The following is a 22407-nucleotide window of genomic DNA, read 5'->3' on the forward strand; positions in this document are numbered from 1 at the left end:
TACGAAGAACCGGAAGCAGGGGATGGAACGGCGGGGGCGGGGGTCAGACGAATTTGCGTTCGGCGAGGAAGGCCGCGGCCTTCAGGCCGCCGTCGCCCTCGTCGGTGACCAGCTGCCCCTTCACCCGGGCGGGGCGCTCGGCCGCGTCCTCGACCCGCGTCCACGACCCGCCGAGGCCGATGTCGCCCGGGTCGATGCCGAGGTCGTCCAGGTCCCAGGACACCACCGGCTTCTTCTTCGCCGCCATGATCCCCTTGAACGACGGGTAGCGGGCCTCACCGGACTGGTCCGTCACCGACACCACCGCCGGCAGCGACGCCTCCACGCGCACCGTCGCACTGTCACCGTCCCGCCGCCCCGACACCGTGCCACCCTCCACGGCCACCTCGGACAGCAGCGACACCTGCGGCACCCCCAGCCGCTCCGCGAGCAGCGCCGGCAGCACCCCCATCCCGCCGTCCGTGGACGCCATCCCGCACAGCACCAGATCAAAGCCGGCCTTCTCCACCGCCTTCGCCACCACCAGCGACGTCCCCATCACATCCGACCCGTGCACCCCGTCGTCCTCGACATGCACCCCCCGGTCCGCACCCATCCGCAGACCCTTCGCGACCGCCTCCCGCGCATCCTCCGGACCCACCGTCAGAACGGTCACCTCCACCTCACCCTCCGAGGCCTCCGAAATCCGCAGCGCCTGCTCCACCGCGTACTCGTCCAGCTCCGACAACAGACCGTCCGCATCCTCACGATCCACCGTCAGATCCCCACCGAACCGCCGCTCACCCGCCGCATCCGGCACAAACTTCACACAGACAACGATCCTCAAGCTCACGACGCTTTCTCCTACCGGTGGGTGGTCCGTTGTCGCGAGGCTATGGCACTGAGTACCCCATGTAAAGGCACCTAGTGCCAAAATATGGCTTCCGGTGCTACGTTGCCCCGCATGACGCAGCCACGCAGAGCACGCAAGGCCACCCCGGCCCTCCCCGGGGACGGGACGGCGGCCGCCCGGGCGCCCATGCGCGAGGCGCTGGCGGAGGCTGCGTTCCAGCTCTTCCTGGAGCACGGGTTCGAGCGCACCACTGTCGACGACATCGTGGCACGGGCGGGCGTGGGACGGCGGTCGTTCTTCCGTTATTTCCCGTCCAAGGAGGACGCGGTCTTCCCCGACCACGAGAGCAGTCTCGCGGAGATGACGGCCTTTCTGGAGGCCCGGCCCGACGGCGATCCGCTGGACCGGGTCTTCGACGCGGCCCGGATCGTGCTGCGGATGTACGCGGCCAACCCCGAGTTCTCCGTCCAGCGCTACCGGCTCACCCGCGAGGTGCCGGGCCTGCGCACCTATGAGCTGTCCGTGGTCCGCCGCTACGAACGCACCCTGGCCGGCTATCTGCGGCGGCGCCTCGGCGCGGCCCCCGACGGCTCGCTGCGTGCGGAGATGATCGCCTCGGCGGTGGTCGCCGCGCACAACAACGGCCTGCGGGCCTGGCTGCGTTCGGGTGGCTCCGGCGATGCCCGTCTCGCGGTGGAGCACGCCTTCGCCCTGGTCCGCGAGGTGTGGGCGGGCCGGATCGACCCGCTCGGGCCCCCGCCGCCCCCGGTGGTGGCCCTCCCGGCGGCGGGCGGCGCCGACGGCGAGGTGGTGGTCATGGTGGCCTCCCGCAGGACCCCGCTCTGGCGGGTCGTCCAAGAGCTGGAAGCGGTCCTCGCGGAGGGCTGAGAACCGCCCGCCGAACCCACCGCCGCCGCCCGCCCGGATGTTGGAGAGCACCCAGTGCCTATACGTGGCGGCACTCAGTGCCATATGGTGCTGGGGCGCCTCCGCGAGGCGGGGCGCCCTGGAGCCGAGTGCAGGGAGTCGAGATGCATCGAGACATGTCCCAGCCCGGAGCCTGCGCCGCGCCACCGGTGCGGGGCGAGTCCGGCCTCATCTATCAGCGCTGCCGCTGGTGCGGCACCGCGTCGTTCCGGCGGATGCTCTGCCCCGTCTGCGCCTCCAGCGATCTGGAGTCCGCGTGCAGCGAGGGCGAGGGGGTCGTCATCCAGTCGGCCGTGGTCAACCGCTACACCCGGGTGGCGCGCAACGAGTCGCTGGTGCGCTTCCCGGAGGGCTTCACGCTCCGCTGCCGGGTGGTCGGCACCGCGCCGCACCTGGTCTGGGTCGGGGCCAGGGTCCGGCCCACGGCCGGAACCGACCCCCGCGCGGGGGAGGCGGTCCTGGAGATCTGCGATCCCGTCACCCCCGTCTCCCCCTACTGACCTGCCCGGCCGGCCCCCGCCCCGGGGCCCCGGGGGCGGCGATCACGCCCGCAGCGCCTCCAGGAGCCGGGCGAGCGCCGCCCGCGTGTCCGCCATGTCCTGCGGCTGTGCCGAGGTGGCGAGCCAGAGCGCGGCCTCGTTCATCGCGCCCGAGAGCAGATGCGCCAGCGGGGCGACGGGCTGACGGGCCACCACCCCGTGCTCCATCAGTTCCGCGAGTGCCTCGCCCAGGTGGCGCGCCGACGACTCCTCGTCCATGCCCCGCCACTCGTTCCAGCCGAGCACGGCGGGGCCGTCGACGAGCATGATCCGCTGGATGCCGGGTCCGGTGGCCGCCGTGAGGAACTCCTGGCAGCCCGCCGTCAGCCGCTCCCAGGGGTCCTCCCGGGCGTCCGCCGCCCCGGCCACCCGCCGCCCCACGTCCTCCTGCACCTCCCGCAGCACCGCGCGGAAGAGATCCGCCTTTCCGCTGAAGTGGTGGTAGAGCGCGCCCTTGGTGACCTCGGCGGCGGCGACGATCTCCGCGAGCCCCACCGCGCCGTACCCCTCCGTCGCGAACAGCTCCCTGCTCACGTCCAGCAGTCTCCTGCGGGTCCGCTCCCGCTGCCGCTCCCTGGCCGTCTGTCCCATCCCCGGTGGCTCCTTCCGTCCCCTGTTGACATACCGATGGTACGTCAATACCGTCTCTCACCTACCATCGGTATGTGAACGAAGGGTCGCACCCATGCTGAGCAGCTTCTACCCCGTGATCGCCACCTCCCGGATCGAGGAGTCCAAGGACTTCTACACCCGGCTGATGGGCTTCGGGATCACCTTCGAGGCGGACTGGTACGTCAGCCTCCGCCGGCCCGGCACCCTCCCGTACGAACTGGCCCTGCTGGACCACACCCACCCCACCATCCCCGAGGGCTACCGCAACGAGGTCAGCGGACTCCTGCTCAACTTCGAGGTCGACGACGTCGACGCCGAATGGGAGCGCCTGGTCGTCCGCGAAGGCCTCACCCCCCGGCTGGAGTTGCGCAGCGAGGACTTCGGACAGCGCCACTTCATCGTCGCCGACCCCAGCGGGGTGCTCATCGACGTCATCACCGAGATCCCGCCGACCGGCCAGTACGCCCGCAGCACTGACAGTGCCGACGGCACCGCCACCGGCTGAACCCCGCGCCCGGACGGCCCCGTACGGCGTGCGCGCCCCCGGGGCCCGGGCTGCAATGGGAGGATGACGAACGGGAGCGACACGCAGGCGCCTCCCGACGACTGCCTCGCCCGCAACGACTGGATCTGCGGCGAGTACCTGACCACCCGGCGCGACATCCTCCTCGACGCGGTCTCCCAGCACCTCCAGCTCACCGCCGTCTCCGTGCTGATCGCCCTCGCCCTCTCCGTGCCCCTCGCGGTCGCCGCCCGCCGCTGGCGCTGGGCCGCCGGACCGGTCCTCGGCCTCACCACCGTCCTCTACGCCATCCCGTCGCTGGCGATGTTCTCCCTGCTCCTGCCCCTGTACGGGCTCTCCGGCGCGCTCGTCGTCGCCGGCCTCGTCCTCTACTCGCTCACCCTGCTGGTACGGAACATCCTCGCCGGACTGCGCGCCGTCCCCGAGGAGACCCGGCGGGCGGCCCGCGGTCTCGGCTACGGGCCGCTGCGCCTGCTGCTCGCCGTCGAACTCCCGCTCGCCCTGCCCGCCGCCATGGCCGGGCTGCGGATCGCGACCGTCTCCGCGGTCTCCCTGGTCACCATCGGCGCCATCGTGGGCCACGGCGGCCTCGGCAACCTCATCTACTCCGGGATGAACACCTACTTCAAGGCGCAGGTGCTCACCGCGTCCGCGCTCTGCGTCGTCATCGCGATCGCCGCCGATCTGCTGCTGCTCGGCGTCCAGCGGCTCGCCACCCCCTGGACCCGGGCGGTGGCCGCGTGAACACCCTCGCCGACGCCTGGCAGTGGCTCACCGACCCCGCCCACTGGTCCGGCGACGGCGGCATCTGGCAGCGCCTCGGCGAACACCTCTACCTCACCGCCGTCTGCCTCGGCATCAGCTGCCTGATCGCCCTGCCCGTCGCCCTCGTCCTCGGCCACCTCGGCAGGGGCGGCGCGCTCGCCGTCAACATCTCCCACATCGGCCGCGCCGTCCCCACCTTCGCCGTCCTCGTCCTGCTGCTCCTCAGCCCGATCGGCACCTGGGGCTCCTGGCCCACCGTCATCGCGCTGGTGCTCTTCGCCGTACCCCCGCTGCTCGTCAACGCCTACACCGGCATGCGCGAGGTCGACCGCGACGTGGTGCGCTCCGCCCGGGGCATGGGCATGACCGGACGCCAGATGCTGTACGGGGTGGAGATCCCGCTGGCGCTGCCGCTGATCCTCACCGGGGTCCGGATCGCCGCCGTGCAACTGGTCGCCACCGCCACCCTCGCGGCCCTCGCGGGCGGCGGCGGCCTCGGCCGGATCATCACCGCCGGTTTCAATCTCGCCTCCACCCCGCAGGTCGTCGCGGGCGCGACGCTGGTCGCCGTCTTCGCCCTCCTCGTCGAGGGACTGTTCGTCGTGGGCGGGCGGCTGGCCCCCGCCTGGGCGCGGGAGGGCGGCTGATGCGGCCCCGGTCCAGGAGCGCCGCGCTCGCCCTGGCCACCGGCGTCCTCGCCGTCGCCGGCGCCTGCATGACCGGGCCCGCGCTGGAGAACCGCGAGGCCGTCACCGCGCCCCCCGGCGACAGCCGCCATCTGACCGTGGGCTCGGCCGGGTTCACCGAGAGCGACCTGATCGCCCGGATGTACGCGCTGCTGCTGCGCCACGCCGGGCTCACCGCCGACGTCCTCACCGTCACCAACCGGGAGATCTACGAACCGGCCCTGGAGAGCGGCCGGATCGACGTGGTCCCCGAGTACGCGGCGACCTTCGCCGACTGGCTGAACGCCCGGACCAACGGGCCCGGCGCGCCCCCCGCCGGATCGCCCGACCTCGCCCGGACCATGACCGCGCTGCGGCGGCTGGCCACCCCGCGCGGACTCGACGTCCTGCCGCCGGGCCGGGCGGTCGACCAGAACGCCTTCGCGGTCGCCCGGGACTACGCCGCCCGCCACCGGCTGCGGACCCTCAGCGACCTCGGCCGATCGGGACTCCCGGTACGGCTCGCGGCGGGCGACGAATGCGTGGAACGCCCCTACTGCGCACCCGGCCTGAGACGCGTCTACGGCATCGACATCACCGCCGTCGACCCCAAGGGCGTCGGCACCACCCAGGCCAAACAGGCCGTCCAGCGGGGCCAGGACCAGATGGTGCTGACGACCACGACCGACGCGACCCTCGGCGCCTTCGGGCTGGTGCTGCTCCAGGACGACCGGCACCTCCAGAACGCCGACTACATCGTGCCGGTGGTCAACCGGGCGCGCGCCGGCGGCCCCCGCGCCGTCGGCGCCCTGAACCGCCTCAACACCGTCCTCACCACCGCCGACCTGGCCGGGCTGAACGAGCGGGTGGACAGCTGGCGCCGGCTCCCCGACGACGTGGCCCGGCAGTACCTCCAGGAACGGGGGCTGCTGGGCCCCGCGGCCGCTCCGCCCGCCGCGCCGCCACCGGCACCGGCCCGCCGGCTCTTCCCGCCCCCCGACCACGGCCACCCCCAGGGCCCGCACGAGCATCCCCTGCCCGGGCTGCCCGCCCGTACCGGACGGTCCTGGGTCCCGGACGGGGCCTGGTGGATCCGGCGCGCGGCCGTGATCCGGCCGCCCGGCGGCCCCGCCGGAAGCGGCACCGTGTCGCCGTGCCCCGGGGCCGGCGCCTGTCCGGCGGCGGGCCCGCGCCGTCCGTGATCGGTGCGCTGGTGGCCCACCCGGCACGGCACCCGCACACCCCTGTCGGATTATTCCCTTTGCGTCCGCTTTGGCATTCGTGGGGCCTATATCACATACGAGCGTGCCTAGTGGCGTGAGCGGGTGCCGGGGGCCGGTGGGGCACCGAAGCGGGCGGGCCGGGGCGGACGCGTCCACTATCCGGCTTAGCGTTCCGGGCATTGTCACCGCTTCCCGGCGCCGCTAAGAATCTGCGCACCCGCCGCCACCGGAGCGCAGAACGGCTCCCTTCCGTGCGCGGCTCTCCCCATCGGAAGGGAATCCGGCATGTCCGTTCTCCGTACCCGCAGCCGTCTCCGTACGCACCGCCGGGCCACGGCCCGTACCACCGTCGCCGGGGGCCTCGTGCTCTCCGGCGCCATGGCCGTCGTCCTCGCCCTGCTCCCCACCACCGCCTCGGCGGCGCCGGCCGCCGCCCCGGCCGCGCCCGCCGCCGTGACCTACGCGAACAATCTGGACGGGTGGATCCTGGAGGCGCTCGACATCATGAGCGCCAACGGCATCCCCGGCAGCTACGAGGGCCTGCACCGCAACATCATGCGGGAGTCCAGCGGCAATCCGCTGGCCGTCAACAACTGGGACATCAACGCCGTCAACGGCACCCCCTCGAAGGGCCTGCTCCAGGTCATCGACCCGACCTTCGACGCCTACTGGGTGGCCGGGACCCCGAACGACCCCTTCCATCCCGTCGCCAACATCGTCGCCGCCGCCAACTACGCCGCCGACCGGTACGGCTCGATCGACAACGTCTTCGGAGCCTACTGACCCGGGCCCCGCCCGGCATGATCCCCCCGCGTGGCCGGTAGTCGACTGTGCGGGGGGACGGGCCACTCCCCACAATGAGGCCCTCCCGGGGCCTGGTGCCCCCGGGAGGGCCGCCGTTCACGAGGGGACACGCCGATGCCGAGGACGATCCGTACCGCCCTGTGCGCCGCCGCCACCGTCGTGTGCGCCGCCTTCTCCCTGCCCGCGACGGCGGCGCAGGCGGCCGAGGAGACGCCGAGGAACCCGGTGGTGCGCGGCGGGGACACCCTCCACGCCGCCGGCGGCGTCGCCTGCACGGTCGGCTTCAACGTCCGCCGGGGCACGCTCTACTACGCCCTGCTCCCGCCCAGCTGCGTCAACCTCGCCACCACCTGGTACGCGGACCCGGCGCTCACCGTGCCGGCCGGCTCCCGGGTCGCCTCCACGACGCAGGTCGGAGTCGTCCAGTACACCAATCCCGCCGTGTCCCACCCGGGGGAGGTGAACCTGCTCAACGGGACGACCGTGGACATCACCGCCGCCGGCACCCCGGCATCGGGCCAGCCCTACTGCCACGTCGGCCAGGTCTCCGGACAGCGCTGCGGAACCTGGGGCACCGCGGCGAGTGCCTGCTCGACGCCCGGAGACCTCGGCGGTCCGGCGTTCTCCGGCACCACCGCGCTCGGGCTCATCGCCCGGAACAACGGCGTCTGCCCCACAGGGACCACGACGTACTGGCCGATCTCCGTCATCAACCAGTTCGGACTGTCCGTCTACTGAGTGCCGTCCGCGCTGCCGCCCCTTACGACGTGCGCTCCGTGTGCAGACTCTCCAACCGCCGCTGGAGCACCGTGAGCGCCCCGCGCTGACGGCCCGGGACCCGGCGGCGCAGCGCCACCAGCCGGGGCGCCAGCGCCCGCGCGGCCGGGGCGTCACGGATCTGTTCCCACTGGTGGTGGGCCCGGTCGACGGCGCCCTCGACCTCCGGGTCGTCCGCCGGCTGGGAGCGGGTGAGCCGGGCGTCGGCGACCGTCATCCACAACTCGCAGCTGAGCGCCGGCTCGTCGGCCAGCCGGGCCAGGTCCGCCCGTACCTCCAGCCAGTGGAGCGCCTGCGCCGAACCCGGTCCGTGCGCCCGCAGCTCCTGCTGCTCCCAGGCGGCCGCTGCCGCCGCCGCCTCGGTGTGCCGTCCGGCCCGCGCGGCGGCCAGTATCGCCGGATGGGGGTCGGCCGTGGCCGGGGCGGCGGGCGCGGACCCGGCGAACGGCGGGGCAGGGGCCTCCCGCACGGCCGGCTCCCCGCCCAGCAGCAGCACGTCCGCCGATCCGGCCCCGGACTCGGCCCCCGCCAGCTCGTGCAGGGTGTCCGCGTCGGGCCGGGCACCGCTGCGCCAGATCGCCGCGCAGGCCCGCAGATACGCCGGACCGGCGGCGTCCGGGTCGCGGGTCCTGCGGGGGGCGGGCCGGGCCACCCGGCCGTACATCCGCACCCCGAGGCCCAGCCCCAGGCCCTCCTCGGCCGCCCAGCGCCATGCCTCCTGATCGGCCACCAGATCCACGAAGACCGTGGTGGTGCCGGGCCGGCGGATCGTCAGTTCGGTGGCGAGCCAGTGCCAGGGCAGCCCGGTGTAGCGGAGGGTCGACGGCGTGGACCGGGCGAGCGCGAGATGCGGCAGCCGCTGCTTGCGGTCGAGATGGAGCTGTCCGGCGAGGAAGAGCCGGAGCGGGCCCGCCGTGGCGGCGGCCGATCTGATCCGGGTGAGGACGGTCTGCGGGTCGACGGGGTCGGCCAGTTCGACCACCGTCGCCGCCGGTGTCCCGGCCAGGACGCCCGGTGGCACCGCCGCCAGCGCGGGCAGTACGGAACTCGCGTCGACCAGCCGCCCCCTGCCCACCGGCGCGGCCGCGACGAGCAGCGCGGTTCCCGGCGCGGCGGTGTCCCCTCCCGTGATCAGCACACCCCGCACGGTATCCGACTCCGCGCCCCGGTCCGTCCCCCGGCGGCCCAGGGGGCCCGCCCCGCCGACCGGCCCGGCACCCCGGCGGCCTCCCGCGCCGGGTCCGCCTGCCGGTACGGGCACCGGCGCGTACGGACGTTGACGCCGGGCCACCGGCCCCGGGACGCGTCCCGGGGACGCGCGGGCACCGGCCCGCACCCGCCGGAGATGTGCGCGGTCCGTGCCCCGGGAGCCGGCCGGCAGGCACGGTCCCGACGGGGTACGGGGGAGCCCGCCGGGATCCGGCGCAGGGCCCGGCGGCACGGGACTCCGGCGCAGGGCCAGGGGTACGTTCCCCGTCAGCCGCGGGGACTTCCCTCGTGTCCGCCCCTGCGTCCCCGAACGGGATCGGGACCGGGACCGGGATGCAGGACGGCGGTGGCCGAAAACCGTGCACACCCCCCGGCCGGAAGGGCGTGCACGCGCGCTCACGTGCGCCCCTGCCGCGCGGGTCCACCGGAGCGCGCGGCGCGGTCAGGCGTCCGACACCGAGTGGAACTCCACCTCGTCGCGCGGGATGCCGCGCTCGTCCGCGTCCACCGACCGCCGCAGCGCCTCGTGGAGCCGTGCCGGGGTCAGCACCCCCAGGAAGCGGGACCCGTCGACCACCGCGATCCACCCGGCGTCGTGCTGGAGCATCTCGCTGAACGCCCTTTTGAGCGTGGACCCGAGGGGCACCCACGCCTCCATCCGCCGGGCGAGAGAGCCCACCGTGGCCCCCTCCCCGGCGAGGTCGAGCGTGTCCGCCGCCACCCAGCCGTGCAGATCGCCGGCGGGGGAGACGACCACCGCCCAGCGCGCCCCCACGGAGCGCAGCCGGCGGGCCGCCGCCCCCGCCGGCTCGTCCAGCCGGGCCAGCGGCGGCTCCTCCAGGTCGTCCGGCTCGATCCGGGTGACCGCGAGCCTCTTCAGCCCCCGGTCGGCGCCGACGAACCGGGCGACATAGGCGTTGGCGGGCGCCCCCAGGACCGTACCCGGGGTGTCGAACTGCTCGATCCGCCCCTGCCCGTACACGGCGATCCGGTCCCCCATCCGCACCGCCTCCTCGATGTCGTGGGTGACGAGCAGCACCGTCTTGCGCACGGTGGCCTGGAGCGCCAGGAACTCGTTCTGGAGGTGTTCGCGCACCACCGGGTCGACCGCGCCGAAGGGCTCGTCCATCAGCAGCACCGGCGGATCGGCGGCCAGCGCGCGGGCGACACCGACCCGCTGGCGCTGGCCGCCGGAGAGCTGCGCGGGGTAGCGCGGCCCGTGGACGGCGGGGTCGAGCCCCACCAGTTCGAGGAGTTCCGCCGCCCGTGCGCGGGCCCGTGCGCGTTTCCAGCCGATGAGCGCGGGGACGGTCGCGGTGTTGTCGAGAACCGTACGGTGCGGGAAGAGCCCGACCTGCTGGATGACATAGCCCATCCGGCGCCGCAGCCGGACCGGGTCGACCGTGGAGACGTCCTCCCCGTCGACGAGGATCCGGCCCGCCGTGGGCTCGATCAGCCGGTTGACCATCATCATGGTGGTGGTCTTGCCGCAGCCCGACGGACCCACCAGAGTGACCAGCTCACCCTTCGCGACCTCGAAGGACAGGCCGTCGACGGCGGTGGTGCCGTCCGGGTAGACCTTGCCGACCTGCTCGAACCGGATCATGTCTCCACGCTAGGAGCCGGGCCCCGGGGGCGCACACGGGCCGGGCGCACACGGGCCATCCGGGTGGCCGGATCCGGCCACCGCGATCTCTCTTGTCATGACCCTTGCCAGTGGCCGACGGGTGCTGCTTCCATCGGTTAGGAAAGTTTCCTTCCAGTCCCGGTACCCTCACCAGGCAACGGAGACCCTCATGACACCCCCACGCAACGCGCTGCGCTCACTCGCCGGCGCGGGCATCCTCACCGCCGCCCTGCTCGCCGGAGTGACAGCCGCCCCCGCCGCCCCCACCGGTGCGACCCCCGCCCCCGCCGCCCCCGCCGGCGGCACCGACCACCGCGCCGCCGTGCTCGAAGCCGAGGACGCCACCGTCGCCCGGGGCGCGGTCGAGTCCAACCACCGCGGCTACACCGGCCGTGGCTTCGTCAACTACGACAACGTCACCGGCAGCAGCGTCGAATGGACCGTCGAGGCCGGCGCCGCCGGGAGCGTCCCCCTCACCCTCCGGTTCGCCAACGGCACCACCACCGACCGCCCGATGACCCTCACCGTCAACGGGACCCCCGTCGCCACCGGCCGCTCCTTCCCCGGCACCGGCGCCTGGACCCGCTGGCAGACCACCACCCTCGACGTGAACCTCCAGGAAGGCACCAACACCGTCCGGGCGACCGCCACCACCGCCAACGGGGGCCCCAACGTGGACAGCCTCACCGTGGGCGACTCCGGCGGACCGGGCCCCGGCCCCGGCGGCACCCCCGTCGCCGCCAACGGCCAGCTCCGGGTCTGCGGCACCAAGCTCTGCAACCAGAACGGCAAGGCCGTCCAGCTGCGCGGCATGTCCACCCACGGACTCCAGTGGTACTCCCAGTGCGCCACCGCCGCCTCCCTCGACGCCCTCGCCCAGGACTGGAAGGGCGACGTCCTGCGCATCTCCCTGTACATCCAGGAGGGCGGCTACGAGACCGACCCGCGCGGGTTCACCGACCGGGTCCACAACCTCATCGAACAGGCCAGCGCGCGCGGCATGTACGCCCTCGTCGACTGGCACATGCTGACCCCCGGCGACCCGCACGCCAACCTCGCCCGCGCCAAGACGTTCTTCACCGAGATCGCCCAGCGCCACAACGACAAGAAGAACCTGCTGTTCGAGATCGCCAACGAGCCCAGCGGAGTCTCCTGGGCGCGGATCAAGAGCTACGCCGAGCAGCTGATCCCGGTCATCCGCCGGTACGACCCCGAGACCCCCGTCCTCGTCGGCACCCGCGCCTGGTCCTCCCTCGGCGTCTCCGAGGGCGCCACCGAGGCCGAGATCGTCAACAGCCCCGTGAACGCCACCAACATCATGTACACCTTCCACTTCTACGCGGCCTCGCACCGCGACGAGTACCTGAACGCGCTCTCCCGCGCCGCCGACCGGCTCCCCATGTTCGTCACCGAGTTCGGCACCCAGACCTACACCGGCGACGGCGGCAACGACTTCGCCTACGCCCAGCGCTACCTCGACCTCATGGCCAGCAAGAAGATCAGCTGGACCAGCTGGAACTACTCCGACGACCACCGCTCCGGAGCCGTCTTCAAGGAAGGCACCTGCAACGCGGGCGGGCCCTACGCCGGCACCTCCTCCCTCAAGCCGGCCGGGGTGTGGATCCGCGACCGGATGAGGACCCCGGACGACTTCCGCACCCGCTGACCCCGCCCGGAGGCACCTCCACGGCCCACCCGCCCCTGCGGCGGGTGGGCCGTGGAGGTGTCTGTCCTCCTGTGTGGCGCACCACCCGCGCCCGCCCCCGGGAGATCCATGTGATCCCATGGGCGGGCGTGCCGTACCGAACAGGAGTGTGTCCGTGACCAGCTACCGCCAGCCCGGCGTCGTCCTCACCGACCATGTCTTCACCGTCCCCCTCGACCACGACCGCCCCGACGGCGAACAGATCGAGATCTACGCCCGGGAGGTCGTCGCCGGCTCCCGCGCCGGTGAGGACCTGCCCTGGCTGGTCTACCTGGAAGGCGGCCCCGGCTGCGCGGCCCGCCGCTTCGTCGGCACCCAGGCATGGCTGGAACGCGCCGTACGCGAATACCGCGTCCTGCTCCTCGACCAGCGCGGCACCGGCCGCTCCACCCCGCAGAACCGCCAGACCCTCGCCGCCCGCGGCGACGCCCGCGCCCAGGCCGACCACCTCGCCCTCTTCCGCGCCGACAGCATCGTCCGCGACTGCGAGACCATCCGGCGCCGCCTCACCGGCGGAGCGCCCTGGAGCGTCCTCGGCCAGAGCTTCGGCGGCTTCTGCGCCACCCACTACCTCTCCTTCGCCCCCGAAGGACTCCGCGAGGTCTTCATCACCGGCGGACTGCCCTCCCTCGACGGCCACGCCGACGACGTCTACCGCGCCGCCTACCCCCGTATCGAGCGCAAGGTCGCCGCGCACTACGACCGCTACCCCCAGGACGTGGCGCGCGCCCGCGAGATCGCCGCCCACCTCGCGGCCCACCCCGCCGTCCTGCCCACCGGCTACCGCCTCACCCCCGAGGCGTTCCAGTCGCTCGGCCTCCTCCTCGGCTCCGGCGACGGCAGCCACCGTCTCCACTACCTGCTGGAGAACGCCTTCGTCCGGGCCGGCGACCGGCGCGAACTCTCCGACTCCTTCCAGGAGGCGGTCGCCGCCGAGCTGTCCTTCGCCGGAAATCCCCTCTACGCCGTCCTCCACGAGGCGTGCTACGCCCAGGGCGACCGGCCCACCGCCTGGTCCGCCGAACGCGTCCGGGCCGAGTTCCCCCGGTTCGACGCCGCCACCGCCCTCGACGGCGACGCGCCGCTGCTGTTCACCGGCGAGACCATCCACCCCTGGCACTTCGAGGCCGATCCCGCGCTGCGCCCGCTGCGGGAGTGCGCCGACCTGCTCGCCGCCCGGACCGACTGGGCCCCGCTGTACGACGCCGGACGGCTCGCCACCACCACCGTCCCGGTCGCCGCCGCCGTCTACCACGACGACATGTACGTCGACACCGGGCACTCCCTGCGCACCGCCCGCGCCATCCGCGGCCTGCGGACCTGGGTCACCGACGAGTACGAGCACGACGGCGTGCGCGCGAGCGGGACCCGGGTCCTGGACCGGCTGATCGCCCTGTCGCGCGACGAGGTCTGACCCCCGCCCGTAGGCTTTCGATCATGGCAGACACGACAGGAACAACAGGAACGACAGACACCACAGGGGCGACGGGGGCGGCGGAGTCCGGCCTCCCGCCGCTGGCGCCGATGCCCGGCGACTGGCGGCGCGCTCTCGCCGTCGTCGCCCACCCCGACGACCTCGAATACGGCTGCGCCGCGGCCATCGCGGGCTGGATCGACGGCGGCCGGGAGGTCTCCTATCTCCTGGCCACCCGGGGTGAGGCCGGCATCGACACCCTCGACCCGGCCGTGTGCGCCCCGCTGCGCGAGCGCGAGCAGCGGGCGAGCGCGGCCGTCGTCGGCGTGACGTCGGTGGAGTTCCTGGACCACCGGGACGGCGTGGTCGAGTACGGCACCGCGCTGCGCCGGGACATCGCGGCCGCCATCCGGCGCCACCGCCCCGAGCTGCTCATCACGCTCAACCACCGGGACACCTGGGGCGGCACGGTCTGGAACACCCCCGACCACCGGGCCGTCGGCCGGGCGAGCCTGGACGCGGCGGCGGACGCGGGCAACCGCTGGATCTTCCCCGAACTCCGCACCGAGCAGGGCCTCGAACCGTGGGACGGAGTCCGCTGGATCGCCGTCGCCGGCTCCACCGAGCCCACCCACGCGGTCGACGCCCGGCCCGGTCTGGAGCGTTCGGTGGCCTCCCTCATGGAGCACCGCACCTACATCGAGGCGCTGACCGACGCCGACCCGGAGACATACTGCCGGGACTTCCTCACCGGCAACGCCCGGCGGGCGGCCGACCGTTTCGGCGGGGTGCCCGCCGTGACCTTCGAGCTGTTCCCGCGCTGACCCCGGGACGCGGACATCTCAGCCGATGGTCGTGTCATGCACGGCGTCCACTCGTTCTCCTGTGTGAGGGCCCGGCACCCGCGCGGGCCCGACCGAGGAGAGACGATGCGGATCCAGATCAGCGCCCCCGGGGGAGGCGACGGGGCCGTCGCCGACCTGCACCGGTGGCTCCGGCTCGACGACGAGGTCCGGCGGGACACCCGGATACGGCTGACGCACCGCCCGGCCCCGGGCACGATGGGCACGGTCGACATCATCGACCTGGTCGTCGGGCAGAGCGTGGCGGTGCTCAACCTCGCCCTGTCGTACGCCGCGTGGCGCGCGGCCCGGCGCACCGCCCCGCCGGTGACCCTCACCACCCCGGGGGCGACGGTCACCCTGACGGGGGCGTCCGACGACGAGATCCGGCGGCTGGTGCACCTGCTGAACACCCGCCCGCCGGCCGAGCCGACCCCGCCGACCCCGCCGGACCCTCCGCGGCAGGACGCGGAGGACCGCCCGGGGCCCGGGGCCCGGTGAGCCATGCCCCTGCCCGACCCCGCGCGCTCCCGCGCGGTACTGATCGGCGTCGACGCCTACACCGAGCTGGGGCCGCTGCCCGCCGTACGGAACAACCTCACCGCCCTCAAGGGGCTGCTCACCGACCCCGGGCTCTGGGGTCTGGACCCCGGGCACTGCGTGGTGGTCGACCGGCCCGCGTCGACCGATGACGTCCTGGACGCGGTGCACAGCGCCGCCGAAGCGGCCACGGACGCCTTCCTCCTCTACTTCGCGGGCCACGGGCTGCTGTCGCCGGACGCCGAACTGCGGCTCGCGCTGCCGACGGCGCAGAGCGAGCGGCTGTACCGCTCCGTCGCCTACCGCGACATCCGCCATGAGCTGATGTTCACCTGCAACGCGCCCAGCAGGGTCGTGATCCTGGACTGCTGCTACAGCGGGCGCGCGCTCGACGGCCACATGGGCGGGCCTGTCGGTCCTGTGCCGGCGGCTGTCGCGGGTACGTACGTGATGACGGCGTCCGCCGGGTTCCAGCCCGCGTGGGCCCCGCCGGGGGAGCGGTTCACGGCCTTCACGGGGGAGCTGGTCGCCACCATCGAGGAGGGCGTCCCCGGCGCCTGCGACCCGGTGGGCATGGCGGCCGTCTTCACCGAGGTGCGGACCCGGCTGAGAGCCAAGGGGTGGCCGGAGCCGCAGCAACTCGCGCACAAGGACGGGCACGCCATCGCCCTCGTCCGCAACCGTGCCGCCGGCGCCCCCGCCACGGAACGGCCCCCGGCGCCGGACCTCGCGGAGCCCGGCGCCCCAGGCGGTGGCGGGGACGGCGTTCCGGTCGGTGACAGGGACGGTGCCCATGCGGGCGGGCCGCCGGACGACCCCCGCGGCTCCGGGTGGCGGCGGGCCGTGACGGTGGCCGCCGGTGTGCTGCTCGCCATCACCCTCCCGTTCGGCCTGCTCGCCGACACGCCACAAGACGGCCCCCGCGCCTCGCCCGGGGCGGAGCCGTCCCCGACCGGGTCCCGCTTCGGCGACCACCGCACCGCCGACCCCTGCGCGCTGCTCGACCCCGCCGTGTTCGCCCGCTTCGGCCGGGCCCGGCTCGACCGCGACTACGGCAACTTCGACCGCTGCGACGTCCTGGTGGACATCGGCGACGGCGACCCGGTGGACGTCGTGGTCGACCTCGACACCACCGGACGGCCCGACGGCTGGGACCCCGACCGGCGCATCGGAGCCATCGGCGTCGAGGAGGATCCGTCCGACGGCCGCGGTTGCAGCCGCAGACTGCTGGCCGACGGGGAGCAGGAGGTGACCGTCCGGGTGCTGGCCAAACGGTGGGAGACCACGCCCGCGCTCTGTCCGCTGGCCGACGCGGCCACCGGCCACGCCGCCGCCGTGCTCGGCCGGGGCACGCTGCCCCGGCGCTCCCCCCTGGCCGCCGGCTCCCTCGGCCGGTACGACGCCTGCCGGCTGCTCACCTCCCGCGCCCTCGAAGTCGTGCCCGGGATCGACGCCAGGGCCGACGACATGGAATTCGGCCACTTCGCGTGCGAATGGTCCAGCACCACCCGGAACATGTGGGTGGAACTGCGGTTCGACCGGGGAACCCCGCTGGACGGCGCGGAGGGGGCCCTCACCCGGATCGCCGGCCGGACCGCCGTGGTCCAGCCGGGCGGGGAGGGCGAGGACACCTGTCTCATCCGCTTCGTCCACCGCTCCTATGACGACCAGGACGGGAACACCGCCGTCGAGACGGTGAACGTCACGGTCGGCGGCGACCGCCCCGAGGAAGCGCTGTGCCGGACCGCGACCACGCTGGCGACCTCGGCCGCCGGCCGGCTCGGACCCGCCTGACCACGGCCCCCGCCCCCTGCCCCTCCGCCGCTGCTCCCCGCCCACGGTCGCTCAGAACTCGACGAGCACCTGGTCCAGGGACTTGCGCACCAGATCGGGCACCTGGCAGTCGGGCGCCGGATACCCCACCGGGATCACGGCGAACGCCTTCTCGTTCGCCGGCCGTCCCAGGACGTCGGAGAGGAAGCGCATGGGGCTGGGGGTGTGGATCAGCGCGGCGAGACCGGACAGATGGAGCGCGGACAGCAGCATGCCGACCGCGATGCCCACGGACTCGTCCACGTAGTAGTGCTTGCGCTTGGTGCCGTCCTCGCCCAGCCAGTAGCGCTGCTGGAAGACCACGATCAGCGCGGGCGCGTCCGTGAGGTGCGGCTTGACCTCGTCGGTGCCCAGCGGGCGCAGGGCGGCGAGCCATTCCTCGCCCAGCCGGCCGTCGTAGGAGAGACGTTCCTCCTCCTCGGCGGCGTCCCGGATGCGCCGCCGTACACCGGGGTCCCGCACCAGGACGAAGGTCCACGGCTGCTGATGCGCCCCCGATGGCGCGGTGGCGGCACAGGCGATGGCGTCCCGGACCACGTCGAGGGGGACGGGGTCGGTGGCGAACTGCCGGACCGTGCGCCGCTCGTCCATCCGGGCACGCAACTCGGCCGCACGGGCCAGGGATTCGGCGGGTGCCATCCGGCCGGGGCGGTAGGGCACCGGCCGGTACGGGTCGCCGTGGGTGGGGGTCCAGTGTCGTGTCGTGGTGGCCATGGGGGCGAGTGTGCCCGGTGGGACGCGTACGCGACAGGGGGCGCGGGGCGGCTGCCGCGGCCGGCCCCGGCCGCCCCCCCGTCAGGCCGGGGGCGGCAACTGCGCCGGTACGGGGTACGCCTCCTGGGCACCCGGCCGGGTCACGGCCGCCGCGCCCACCCGGGCCGCGTAACGGGCGGCCGCCGCCGGCTCCTCGCCCCGCCCGAGCCGCCAGGCCAGCGCCGCCGTGAACGCGTCGCCCGCACCCGTGGTGTCGACCGCGCTCACCCGGGGGGCGGCGACCCGTTCCACCACCCCCGTACGGCCGTCGGCGGTGAGCGCGCCCGCCGCGCCCAGCGTCACCACCACCGAGCGGGGGCCGAGGGCGAGCAGGGACCGCGCCCAGCCGGCCGGATCCGGCCCGGCGCCGTCACCGAGGAGGACACGGGCCTCGTGCTCGTTGACGACGAGCGGATCACAGGCCGTCAGCACCTCGGCGGGCAGCGGACCGGCGGGGGAGGGGTTGAGGACGAACCGGCCCGCGCCACCGAGCACCCGTACCGTCTCCACCACCGTCGCGAGGGGGATCTCCAACTGCGCGGAGACCACCCGGGCCGCCCGCACGAGCCGGGCCGCCGACCGGATGTCGCCGGGGGTCAGCAGCGCGTTGGCGCCCGGGGACACCACGATGCTGTTGTCGCCCGACGGGTCGACGGTGATCAGCGCGACCCCGGTGGGGGCGCCGCCGGTGAGCACCCCGTCCACCGCGACCCCCGCCGCGCGCTGGGCCTGGAGCAGCAGCCGCCCGTGCGCGTCGTCGCCGACCCGGGCGAGCAGCGCCGTACGGGCGCCGAGCCGGGCCGCCGCGACGGCCTGGTTGGCGCCCTTGCCGCCGGGGTGGACGGCGAGATCGGAGCCGAGGACGGTCTCGCCCGCGCCGGGCCTGCGCTCCACCCGCACCACCAGATCGGCGTTGGCCGACCCCACCACCAGCAGATCGAACGCGTCCGGGGCGCCGCCCCGTTCACCAGCGGGCGCCGCTGCCCCGGCCGTTCCATCCGTTCGCGTCATGCGATCCCTCTTCCCTCGCTGCCGTGGGTCGGCCGTGGGCCGGCCCGTCTCCGTCGGCCGGGCCGCCGCTCCGGTTGTACTCCCGTACCCGCAACGACGGATGCCGCCCGTCCGCTGTGGGCGGGGCGCTGGGCCGAAGGGGCGACAGCGGCCGCCGGGGGTTCCCCGAAGGCAAGCGACCGCTTAGTATGCGGCGGCGAGCACCGTACCGACGACGGCAGGGGGAGGCCCCACCATGCAGGCATGGCGAGTGCACCGCAACGGCGAGCCGGGCGAGGTGATGCGGCTCGAAGAGGTGGACCGGCCGGTGCCCGGCGCCGGACAGCTCCTGGTACGGGTCCGCGCCGCCAATGTCAACTTCCCCGACGCGCTGATGGTCCGCGGGAAGTACCAGGTCCAGCCGCCGCTGCCGTTCACCCCCGGCGTGGAGATCTGCGGCGAGACCGCCGACGGGCGCCGGATCATCGGCAACCCCGCGCTGCCGTACGGAGGGTTCGCCGAGTACGCCGTCGTGGACGAGGCGGCGGCGCTGCCCGCCCCCGAGGCCCTGGACGACGCCGAGGCGGCCGCCCTGCACATCGGTTATCAGACAGGCTGGTTCGCGCTGCACCGCCGCGCCCGGCTCACGGCGGGCGAGACCCTGCTCGTGCACGCGGCGGCCGGCGGGGTCGGCAGCGCCGCCGTCCAGCTCGGCCGCGCCGCCGGAGCCCGCGTCATCGGTGTCGTCTCCGGCCCCGACAAGGCCCGTGCCGCCCGCGGACTCGGCTGCGACGTCGTCGTCGACCGGCGCTCCGAGGACGTGGTCGCGGCCGTGAAGGAGGCGACCGGCGGCCGGGGCGCGGACGTGGTCTACGACCCGGTGGGCGGCGACGCGTACACCTGGTCCGCCAAGTGCGTCGCCTTCGAGGGGCGGATCCTCGTCGTCGGCTTCGCGAGCGGCACCGTCCCCGCCCCCGCGCTCCACCACGCCCTGGTGAAGAACTACGCGATCCTCGGCGTCCACTGGGGCCTGTACGTGCGCAAGGACCCGGCCGCCGTCCTCGACTGCCACGACCGGCTCACCACCCTGGCCGCGCAGGGCGTGGTCAAGCCGCTCATCAGCGAACGGGTCCCGCTGGCGGGCGCCGCCGACGCGGTCCGGCGGGTCGCGGACGGCACCACCACCGGCCGGCTCGCGGTCCTGCCCGGGGCCCCGCCCGGAGAGGACACCGACCGGAGCGCCGCCGTCCGCGAGGGGGCCGGCCGATGACGGCCGCCGCCCCCGCCGATGCCGGCGCCCTGCGCGCCCGGACCCGGGACCTGCTCGCCGCGCACCCCCCGGCCGACACCGACCGGACCGACTTCCTCCGCGCCCGCTTCGACGCCGGGCTCGCCTGGGTGCACTACCCCGAGGGACTCGGCGGCCTGGGCGCCCCCCGCGCCCTCCAGTCCGTCGTGGACGACGGACTCGCCGCCGCCGGCGCCCCCGACAACGACCCCCGCCGGATCGGCATCGGCCTCGGCATGGCCGCCCCGACCCTGCTCGCCCACGGCTCCGACGAGGTCAGACGCCGCTTCCTGCGCCCTCTGTGGGTCGGCGAGGAGGTGTGGTGCCAGCTCTTCAGCGAACCCGGGGCCGGCTCCGACCTGGCGGCGCTCGCGACCCGCGCGGTCCGCGACGGCGACGACTGGATCGTCACCGGCCAGAAAGTGTGGACCTCCAGCGCCCACACCGCCCGCTGGGCCATCCTCATCGCCCGCAGCGACCCCGGCCTCCCCAAGCACCGGGGCCTCACCTACTTCGTCTGCGACATGACCGCCCCGGGCGTCGACGTCCGCCCGCTGCGCCAGCTCACCGGCGAGGCCGAGTTCAACGAGGTCTTCCTCAGCGGCGTACGGATCCCCGACCGCCACCGGCTCGGCGCCGTCGGCGCGGGCTGGCAGGTCGCCCGGACCACTCTGATGAACGAGCGCGTCTCCATCGGCGGACGGCGGCTGCCACGCGAGGGCGGCATGATCGCCCCGGCCGCCCGGACCTGGCGGGAGCGGCCCGAGCTGCGCACCCACGCCCTCCACCAGCGGCTGCTGACCCTCTGGGTCGAGGCCGAGGCCGCCCGCCTCGCGGGCGAGCGCCTGCGCCAGCAGCTCGCCGCCGGGGTGCCCGGCCCCGAGGGCAGCGCCATGAAGCTCTTCTTCGCCCGCCTCAACCAGGAGATCAGCGCACTGGAGGTGGAACTGCGCGGCCCGGAGGGGCTGCTGTACGACGACTGGACGCTGCGCCGCCCCGAGCTGGTCGACTTCACCGGCCGGGACGCGGGCTACCGCTATCTCCGCGCCAAGGGCAACTCCATCGAGGGCGGCACCAGCGAGGTGCTGCTGAACATCGTCGCCGAACGGGTGCTCGGGCTGCCGTCCGAGCCGCGCGACGACAAGGACATCGCCTGGAAGGATCTGGCCCGATGACCCCGGCGCCGACCCCCGCCCCGGTACCCGCGCCCCGGTCCACCGCCGTGGACGCCCCGCTCGACCTGCTCTACTCCGACACCGAGGACGAGCTGCGCGCCGCCGTCCGCTCGCTGCTCACCGACCGTGCCGACACGGCCGCCCTGCTCGCCCGCGCCGAGGCGGGCGACCCCGGCGACCCCGGTCTGTGGACCGCCCTCGCCCACGGCATCGGCGCCGCCGGACTCCTCGTCCCCGAGCAGTACGGCGGCCAGGGCGCGAGCCACCGCGAGGCCGCCGTCGTCCTGGAGGAGCTGGGCCGGGCCGTCACCCCCGCCCCGTATCTCACCAGCTCCGTCATCGCCACCGAGGCCCTGCTCGCCCTCGGGCCCGAGGCGCCCGGGGTCACCGGGGCCGCCGGGCTCCTCACGGACCTCGCCACCGGCCGGGCCACCGCCGCCCTGGTCGTGCCGTACGCCACCGCGCCGTCCGCGCCCTACCCGGCCGTGCCGGACGGCGGCAGGGCCGACGGCGTCGCCGGCGCGCTGGAGGCCGATGTGCTGCTGATTCCCCGCGCCGACGGCCTGTACGCGCTGGACCGGGCCGGGGCCCGGGTCGCGGCGCTGACCACCCTCGACCTCACCCGCCCGCTGGCCACCGTCACCGTGCCCGCCGGGGGTACCCGGCTCGCCGGCCGGGACGCCGCCGCCCCCGCGGTGGCCCGGGCCCTGCTCACCGGGGCCGGACTGCTCGCCTCCGAGCAGCTGGGCGTGGCCGAGTGGTGTCTGGAGGAGACCGTCGCCCACACCGGCCGGCGCCACCAGTTCAACCGGCCCATCGGCTCCTTCCAGGCGCTCAAGCACCGCATGGCCCAGCTCTGGCTGGGCATCGTCTCCGCCCGGGCCGTCGCCCGCGCCGCCGCCGCCGCGCTCGCCGCGGACCGACCCGCCGCGGACACGCCCACCGCCGGGGCCGGCGCCGACACCGGGATCGCCGTCGCCGTCGCCCAGTCCCATGCCGCGACGGTCGCCGTCCGCACCGCCGAGGAGTGCGTGCAGCTGCACGCCGGGATCGGAATGACCTGGGAACACCCCGCCCACCTCTATCTCAAAAGAGCTAAATCGTCTCAAATCGCTCTTGGCTCCCCGGGGGCGCACCACGCGGCCCTCGCGGAACTGATCGATCTGCCCGCCCCCTGAGCCGTACGCCCCCCTGCCCCCGCTCCCTGCTCCCGCTCCTGACCCCCGGTGGCCTCCGCATACACCGGCCCGCCCGCCAGAAGCCCAGGTCGGGCCGGTGTATGCGCCATCCTTTAGGTGCGGTTTAATTGCGAGCTGTTCGCAAAAACAGCTGAGTATCAGTAGGGGTGTGGGAGCCGTGCCTTC

21 protein-coding genes and 1 pseudogene are annotated in these 22407 nt (G+C 74.5%); 16 read left to right on the top strand and 6 right to left on the bottom strand.

The genetic code is table 11. From position 1 onward, the window contains the following. Positions 1-43: 43 nt before the first annotated feature. Entirely contained in the window at positions 44-832 is a 789-nt protein-coding gene (locus SYYSPA8_RS02680; protein ID WP_323445248.1) for an electron transfer flavoprotein subunit beta/FixA family protein, read from the bottom strand. Positions 833-1018: 186 nt separating this feature from the next. Here SYYSPA8_RS02680 and SYYSPA8_RS02685 point away from each other — a divergent pair, with 186 nt between their 5' ends. Both SYYSPA8_RS02685 and SYYSPA8_RS02690 read left to right on the top strand, forming a co-directional pair. After that, the gene (locus SYYSPA8_RS02685; RefSeq protein ID WP_323445514.1) at positions 1019-1720 is read left to right on the top strand and encodes a TetR family transcriptional regulator; all 702 of its coding nucleotides are present in this window, start codon (positions 1019-1021) and stop codon (positions 1718-1720) included. A 143-nt stretch (positions 1721-1863) separates the two neighbouring features. Beyond that, the gene (locus tag SYYSPA8_RS02690; protein WP_323445249.1) at positions 1864-2259 is read left to right on the top strand and encodes a Zn-ribbon domain-containing OB-fold protein; all 396 of its coding nucleotides are present in this window, start codon (positions 1864-1866) and stop codon (positions 2257-2259) included. Between the two features lie 42 nt (positions 2260-2301). Here SYYSPA8_RS02690 and SYYSPA8_RS02695 read toward each other — a convergent pair whose 3' ends face one another. Further along, positions 2302-2889 carry a TetR/AcrR family transcriptional regulator gene (locus SYYSPA8_RS02695; protein WP_323445250.1) on the bottom strand — a complete coding sequence of 196 codons (588 nt, stop codon included), beginning with the start codon at positions 2887-2889 and terminating at the stop codon, positions 2302-2304. Positions 2890-2983: 94 nt separating this feature from the next. Between SYYSPA8_RS02695 and SYYSPA8_RS02700 the strand changes: the two genes are divergently transcribed. The 6 genes and pseudogenes from SYYSPA8_RS02700 to SYYSPA8_RS02725 all read left to right on the top strand — a co-directional run bounded on the left by SYYSPA8_RS02700 (position 2984) and on the right by SYYSPA8_RS02725 (position 7628). Next, positions 2984-3415 carry a VOC family protein gene (locus SYYSPA8_RS02700; RefSeq protein WP_323445251.1) on the top strand — a complete coding sequence of 144 codons (432 nt, stop codon included), beginning with the start codon at positions 2984-2986 and terminating at the stop codon, positions 3413-3415. Between the two features lie 63 nt (positions 3416-3478). Next, positions 3479-4177, top strand: coding sequence for an ABC transporter permease (locus SYYSPA8_RS02705; protein ID WP_323445252.1), 699 nt, complete (start codon positions 3479-3481; stop codon positions 4175-4177). Next, complete coding sequence (locus SYYSPA8_RS02710; protein WP_323445253.1) at positions 4174-4845, top strand: ABC transporter permease; 672 nt, start codon at positions 4174-4176, stop codon at positions 4843-4845. The genes SYYSPA8_RS02705 and SYYSPA8_RS02710 overlap by 4 nt, the downstream gene beginning before the upstream one ends. A 68-nt stretch (positions 4846-4913) precedes the next feature. Next, positions 4914-5795 (top strand): annotated as a pseudogene (locus tag SYYSPA8_RS02715) (ABC transporter substrate-binding protein); the annotation flags it as partial. 576 nt (positions 5796-6371) lie between these two features. Further along, on the top strand, positions 6372-6869 hold the full coding sequence (locus SYYSPA8_RS02720; protein ID WP_323445254.1) for a transglycosylase SLT domain-containing protein: 498 nt from the start codon (positions 6372-6374) through the stop codon (positions 6867-6869). Between the two features lie 135 nt (positions 6870-7004). Then, positions 7005-7628 carry a S1 family peptidase gene (locus SYYSPA8_RS02725; RefSeq protein WP_323445255.1) on the top strand — a complete coding sequence of 208 codons (624 nt, stop codon included), beginning with the start codon at positions 7005-7007 and terminating at the stop codon, positions 7626-7628. A 22-nt stretch (positions 7629-7650) separates the two neighbouring features. On the opposite strand, the gene SYYSPA8_RS02730 is transcribed toward SYYSPA8_RS02725, so the two are convergent. After that, positions 7651-8814, bottom strand: coding sequence for a hypothetical protein (locus SYYSPA8_RS02730; RefSeq protein WP_323445256.1), 1164 nt, complete (start codon positions 8812-8814; stop codon positions 7651-7653). Between the two features lie 504 nt (positions 8815-9318). Continuing rightward, positions 9319-10482 carry an ABC transporter ATP-binding protein gene (locus SYYSPA8_RS02735; RefSeq protein ID WP_323445257.1) on the bottom strand — a complete coding sequence of 388 codons (1164 nt, stop codon included), beginning with the start codon at positions 10480-10482 and terminating at the stop codon, positions 9319-9321. Positions 10483-10672: 190 nt separating this feature from the next. Between SYYSPA8_RS02735 and SYYSPA8_RS02740 the strand changes: the two genes are divergently transcribed. From SYYSPA8_RS02740 to SYYSPA8_RS02760, 5 genes are all read left to right on the top strand, one after another. Next, the gene (locus tag SYYSPA8_RS02740; RefSeq protein ID WP_323445258.1) at positions 10673-12169 is read left to right on the top strand and encodes a cellulase family glycosylhydrolase; all 1497 of its coding nucleotides are present in this window, start codon (positions 10673-10675) and stop codon (positions 12167-12169) included. 154 nt (positions 12170-12323) lie between these two features. Further along, positions 12324-13622 carry an alpha/beta fold hydrolase gene (locus SYYSPA8_RS02745; RefSeq protein WP_323445259.1) on the top strand — a complete coding sequence of 433 codons (1299 nt, stop codon included), beginning with the start codon at positions 12324-12326 and terminating at the stop codon, positions 13620-13622. A gap of 110 nt (positions 13623-13732) precedes the next feature. Next, positions 13733-14446, top strand: coding sequence for a PIG-L deacetylase family protein (locus tag SYYSPA8_RS02750; RefSeq protein WP_323445515.1), 714 nt, complete (start codon positions 13733-13735; stop codon positions 14444-14446). 105 nt (positions 14447-14551) lie between these two features. Further along, positions 14552-14965, top strand: coding sequence for an effector-associated constant component EACC1 (locus SYYSPA8_RS02755; protein WP_323445260.1), 414 nt, complete (start codon positions 14552-14554; stop codon positions 14963-14965). 3 nt (positions 14966-14968) lie between these two features. After that, a complete protein-coding gene (locus SYYSPA8_RS02760; protein WP_323445261.1) occupies positions 14969-16798 on the top strand; it encodes a caspase family protein in 1830 nt (609 codons plus the stop codon). A gap of 51 nt (positions 16799-16849) precedes the next feature. On the opposite strand, the gene SYYSPA8_RS02765 is transcribed toward SYYSPA8_RS02760, so the two are convergent. Beyond that, on the bottom strand, positions 16850-17551 hold the full coding sequence (locus SYYSPA8_RS02765) for a nitroreductase family protein (protein ID WP_323445262.1): 702 nt from the start codon (positions 17549-17551) through the stop codon (positions 16850-16852). Between the two features lie 81 nt (positions 17552-17632). Beyond that, positions 17633-18601 (bottom strand): ribokinase, encoded by a 969-nt coding sequence (locus SYYSPA8_RS02770; RefSeq protein WP_323445263.1) that lies wholly within the window; start codon positions 18599-18601, stop codon positions 17633-17635. A gap of 235 nt (positions 18602-18836) precedes the next feature. Between SYYSPA8_RS02770 and SYYSPA8_RS02775 the strand changes: the two genes are divergently transcribed. From SYYSPA8_RS02775 to SYYSPA8_RS02785, 3 genes are read left to right on the top strand one after another with little or no spacing between them, the layout of a single operon-like run. After that, the gene (locus SYYSPA8_RS02775) at positions 18837-19850 is read left to right on the top strand and encodes an NADPH:quinone oxidoreductase family protein (RefSeq protein ID WP_323445264.1); all 1014 of its coding nucleotides are present in this window, start codon (positions 18837-18839) and stop codon (positions 19848-19850) included. Then, positions 19847-21043 carry an acyl-CoA dehydrogenase family protein gene (locus tag SYYSPA8_RS02780; protein ID WP_323445265.1) on the top strand — a complete coding sequence of 399 codons (1197 nt, stop codon included), beginning with the start codon at positions 19847-19849 and terminating at the stop codon, positions 21041-21043. Before SYYSPA8_RS02775 ends, SYYSPA8_RS02780 begins: the two co-directional genes overlap by 4 nt. Next, a complete protein-coding gene (locus tag SYYSPA8_RS02785; protein WP_323445266.1) occupies positions 21040-22221 on the top strand; it encodes an acyl-CoA dehydrogenase family protein in 1182 nt (393 codons plus the stop codon). The genes SYYSPA8_RS02780 and SYYSPA8_RS02785 overlap by 4 nt, the downstream gene beginning before the upstream one ends. The last annotated feature ends 186 nt before the right edge of the window (positions 22222-22407 follow it).

The organism is Streptomyces yaizuensis (assembly GCF_034961445.1).
Taxonomy (GTDB): domain Bacteria; phylum Actinomycetota; class Actinomycetes; order Streptomycetales; family Streptomycetaceae; genus Streptomyces; species Streptomyces yaizuensis.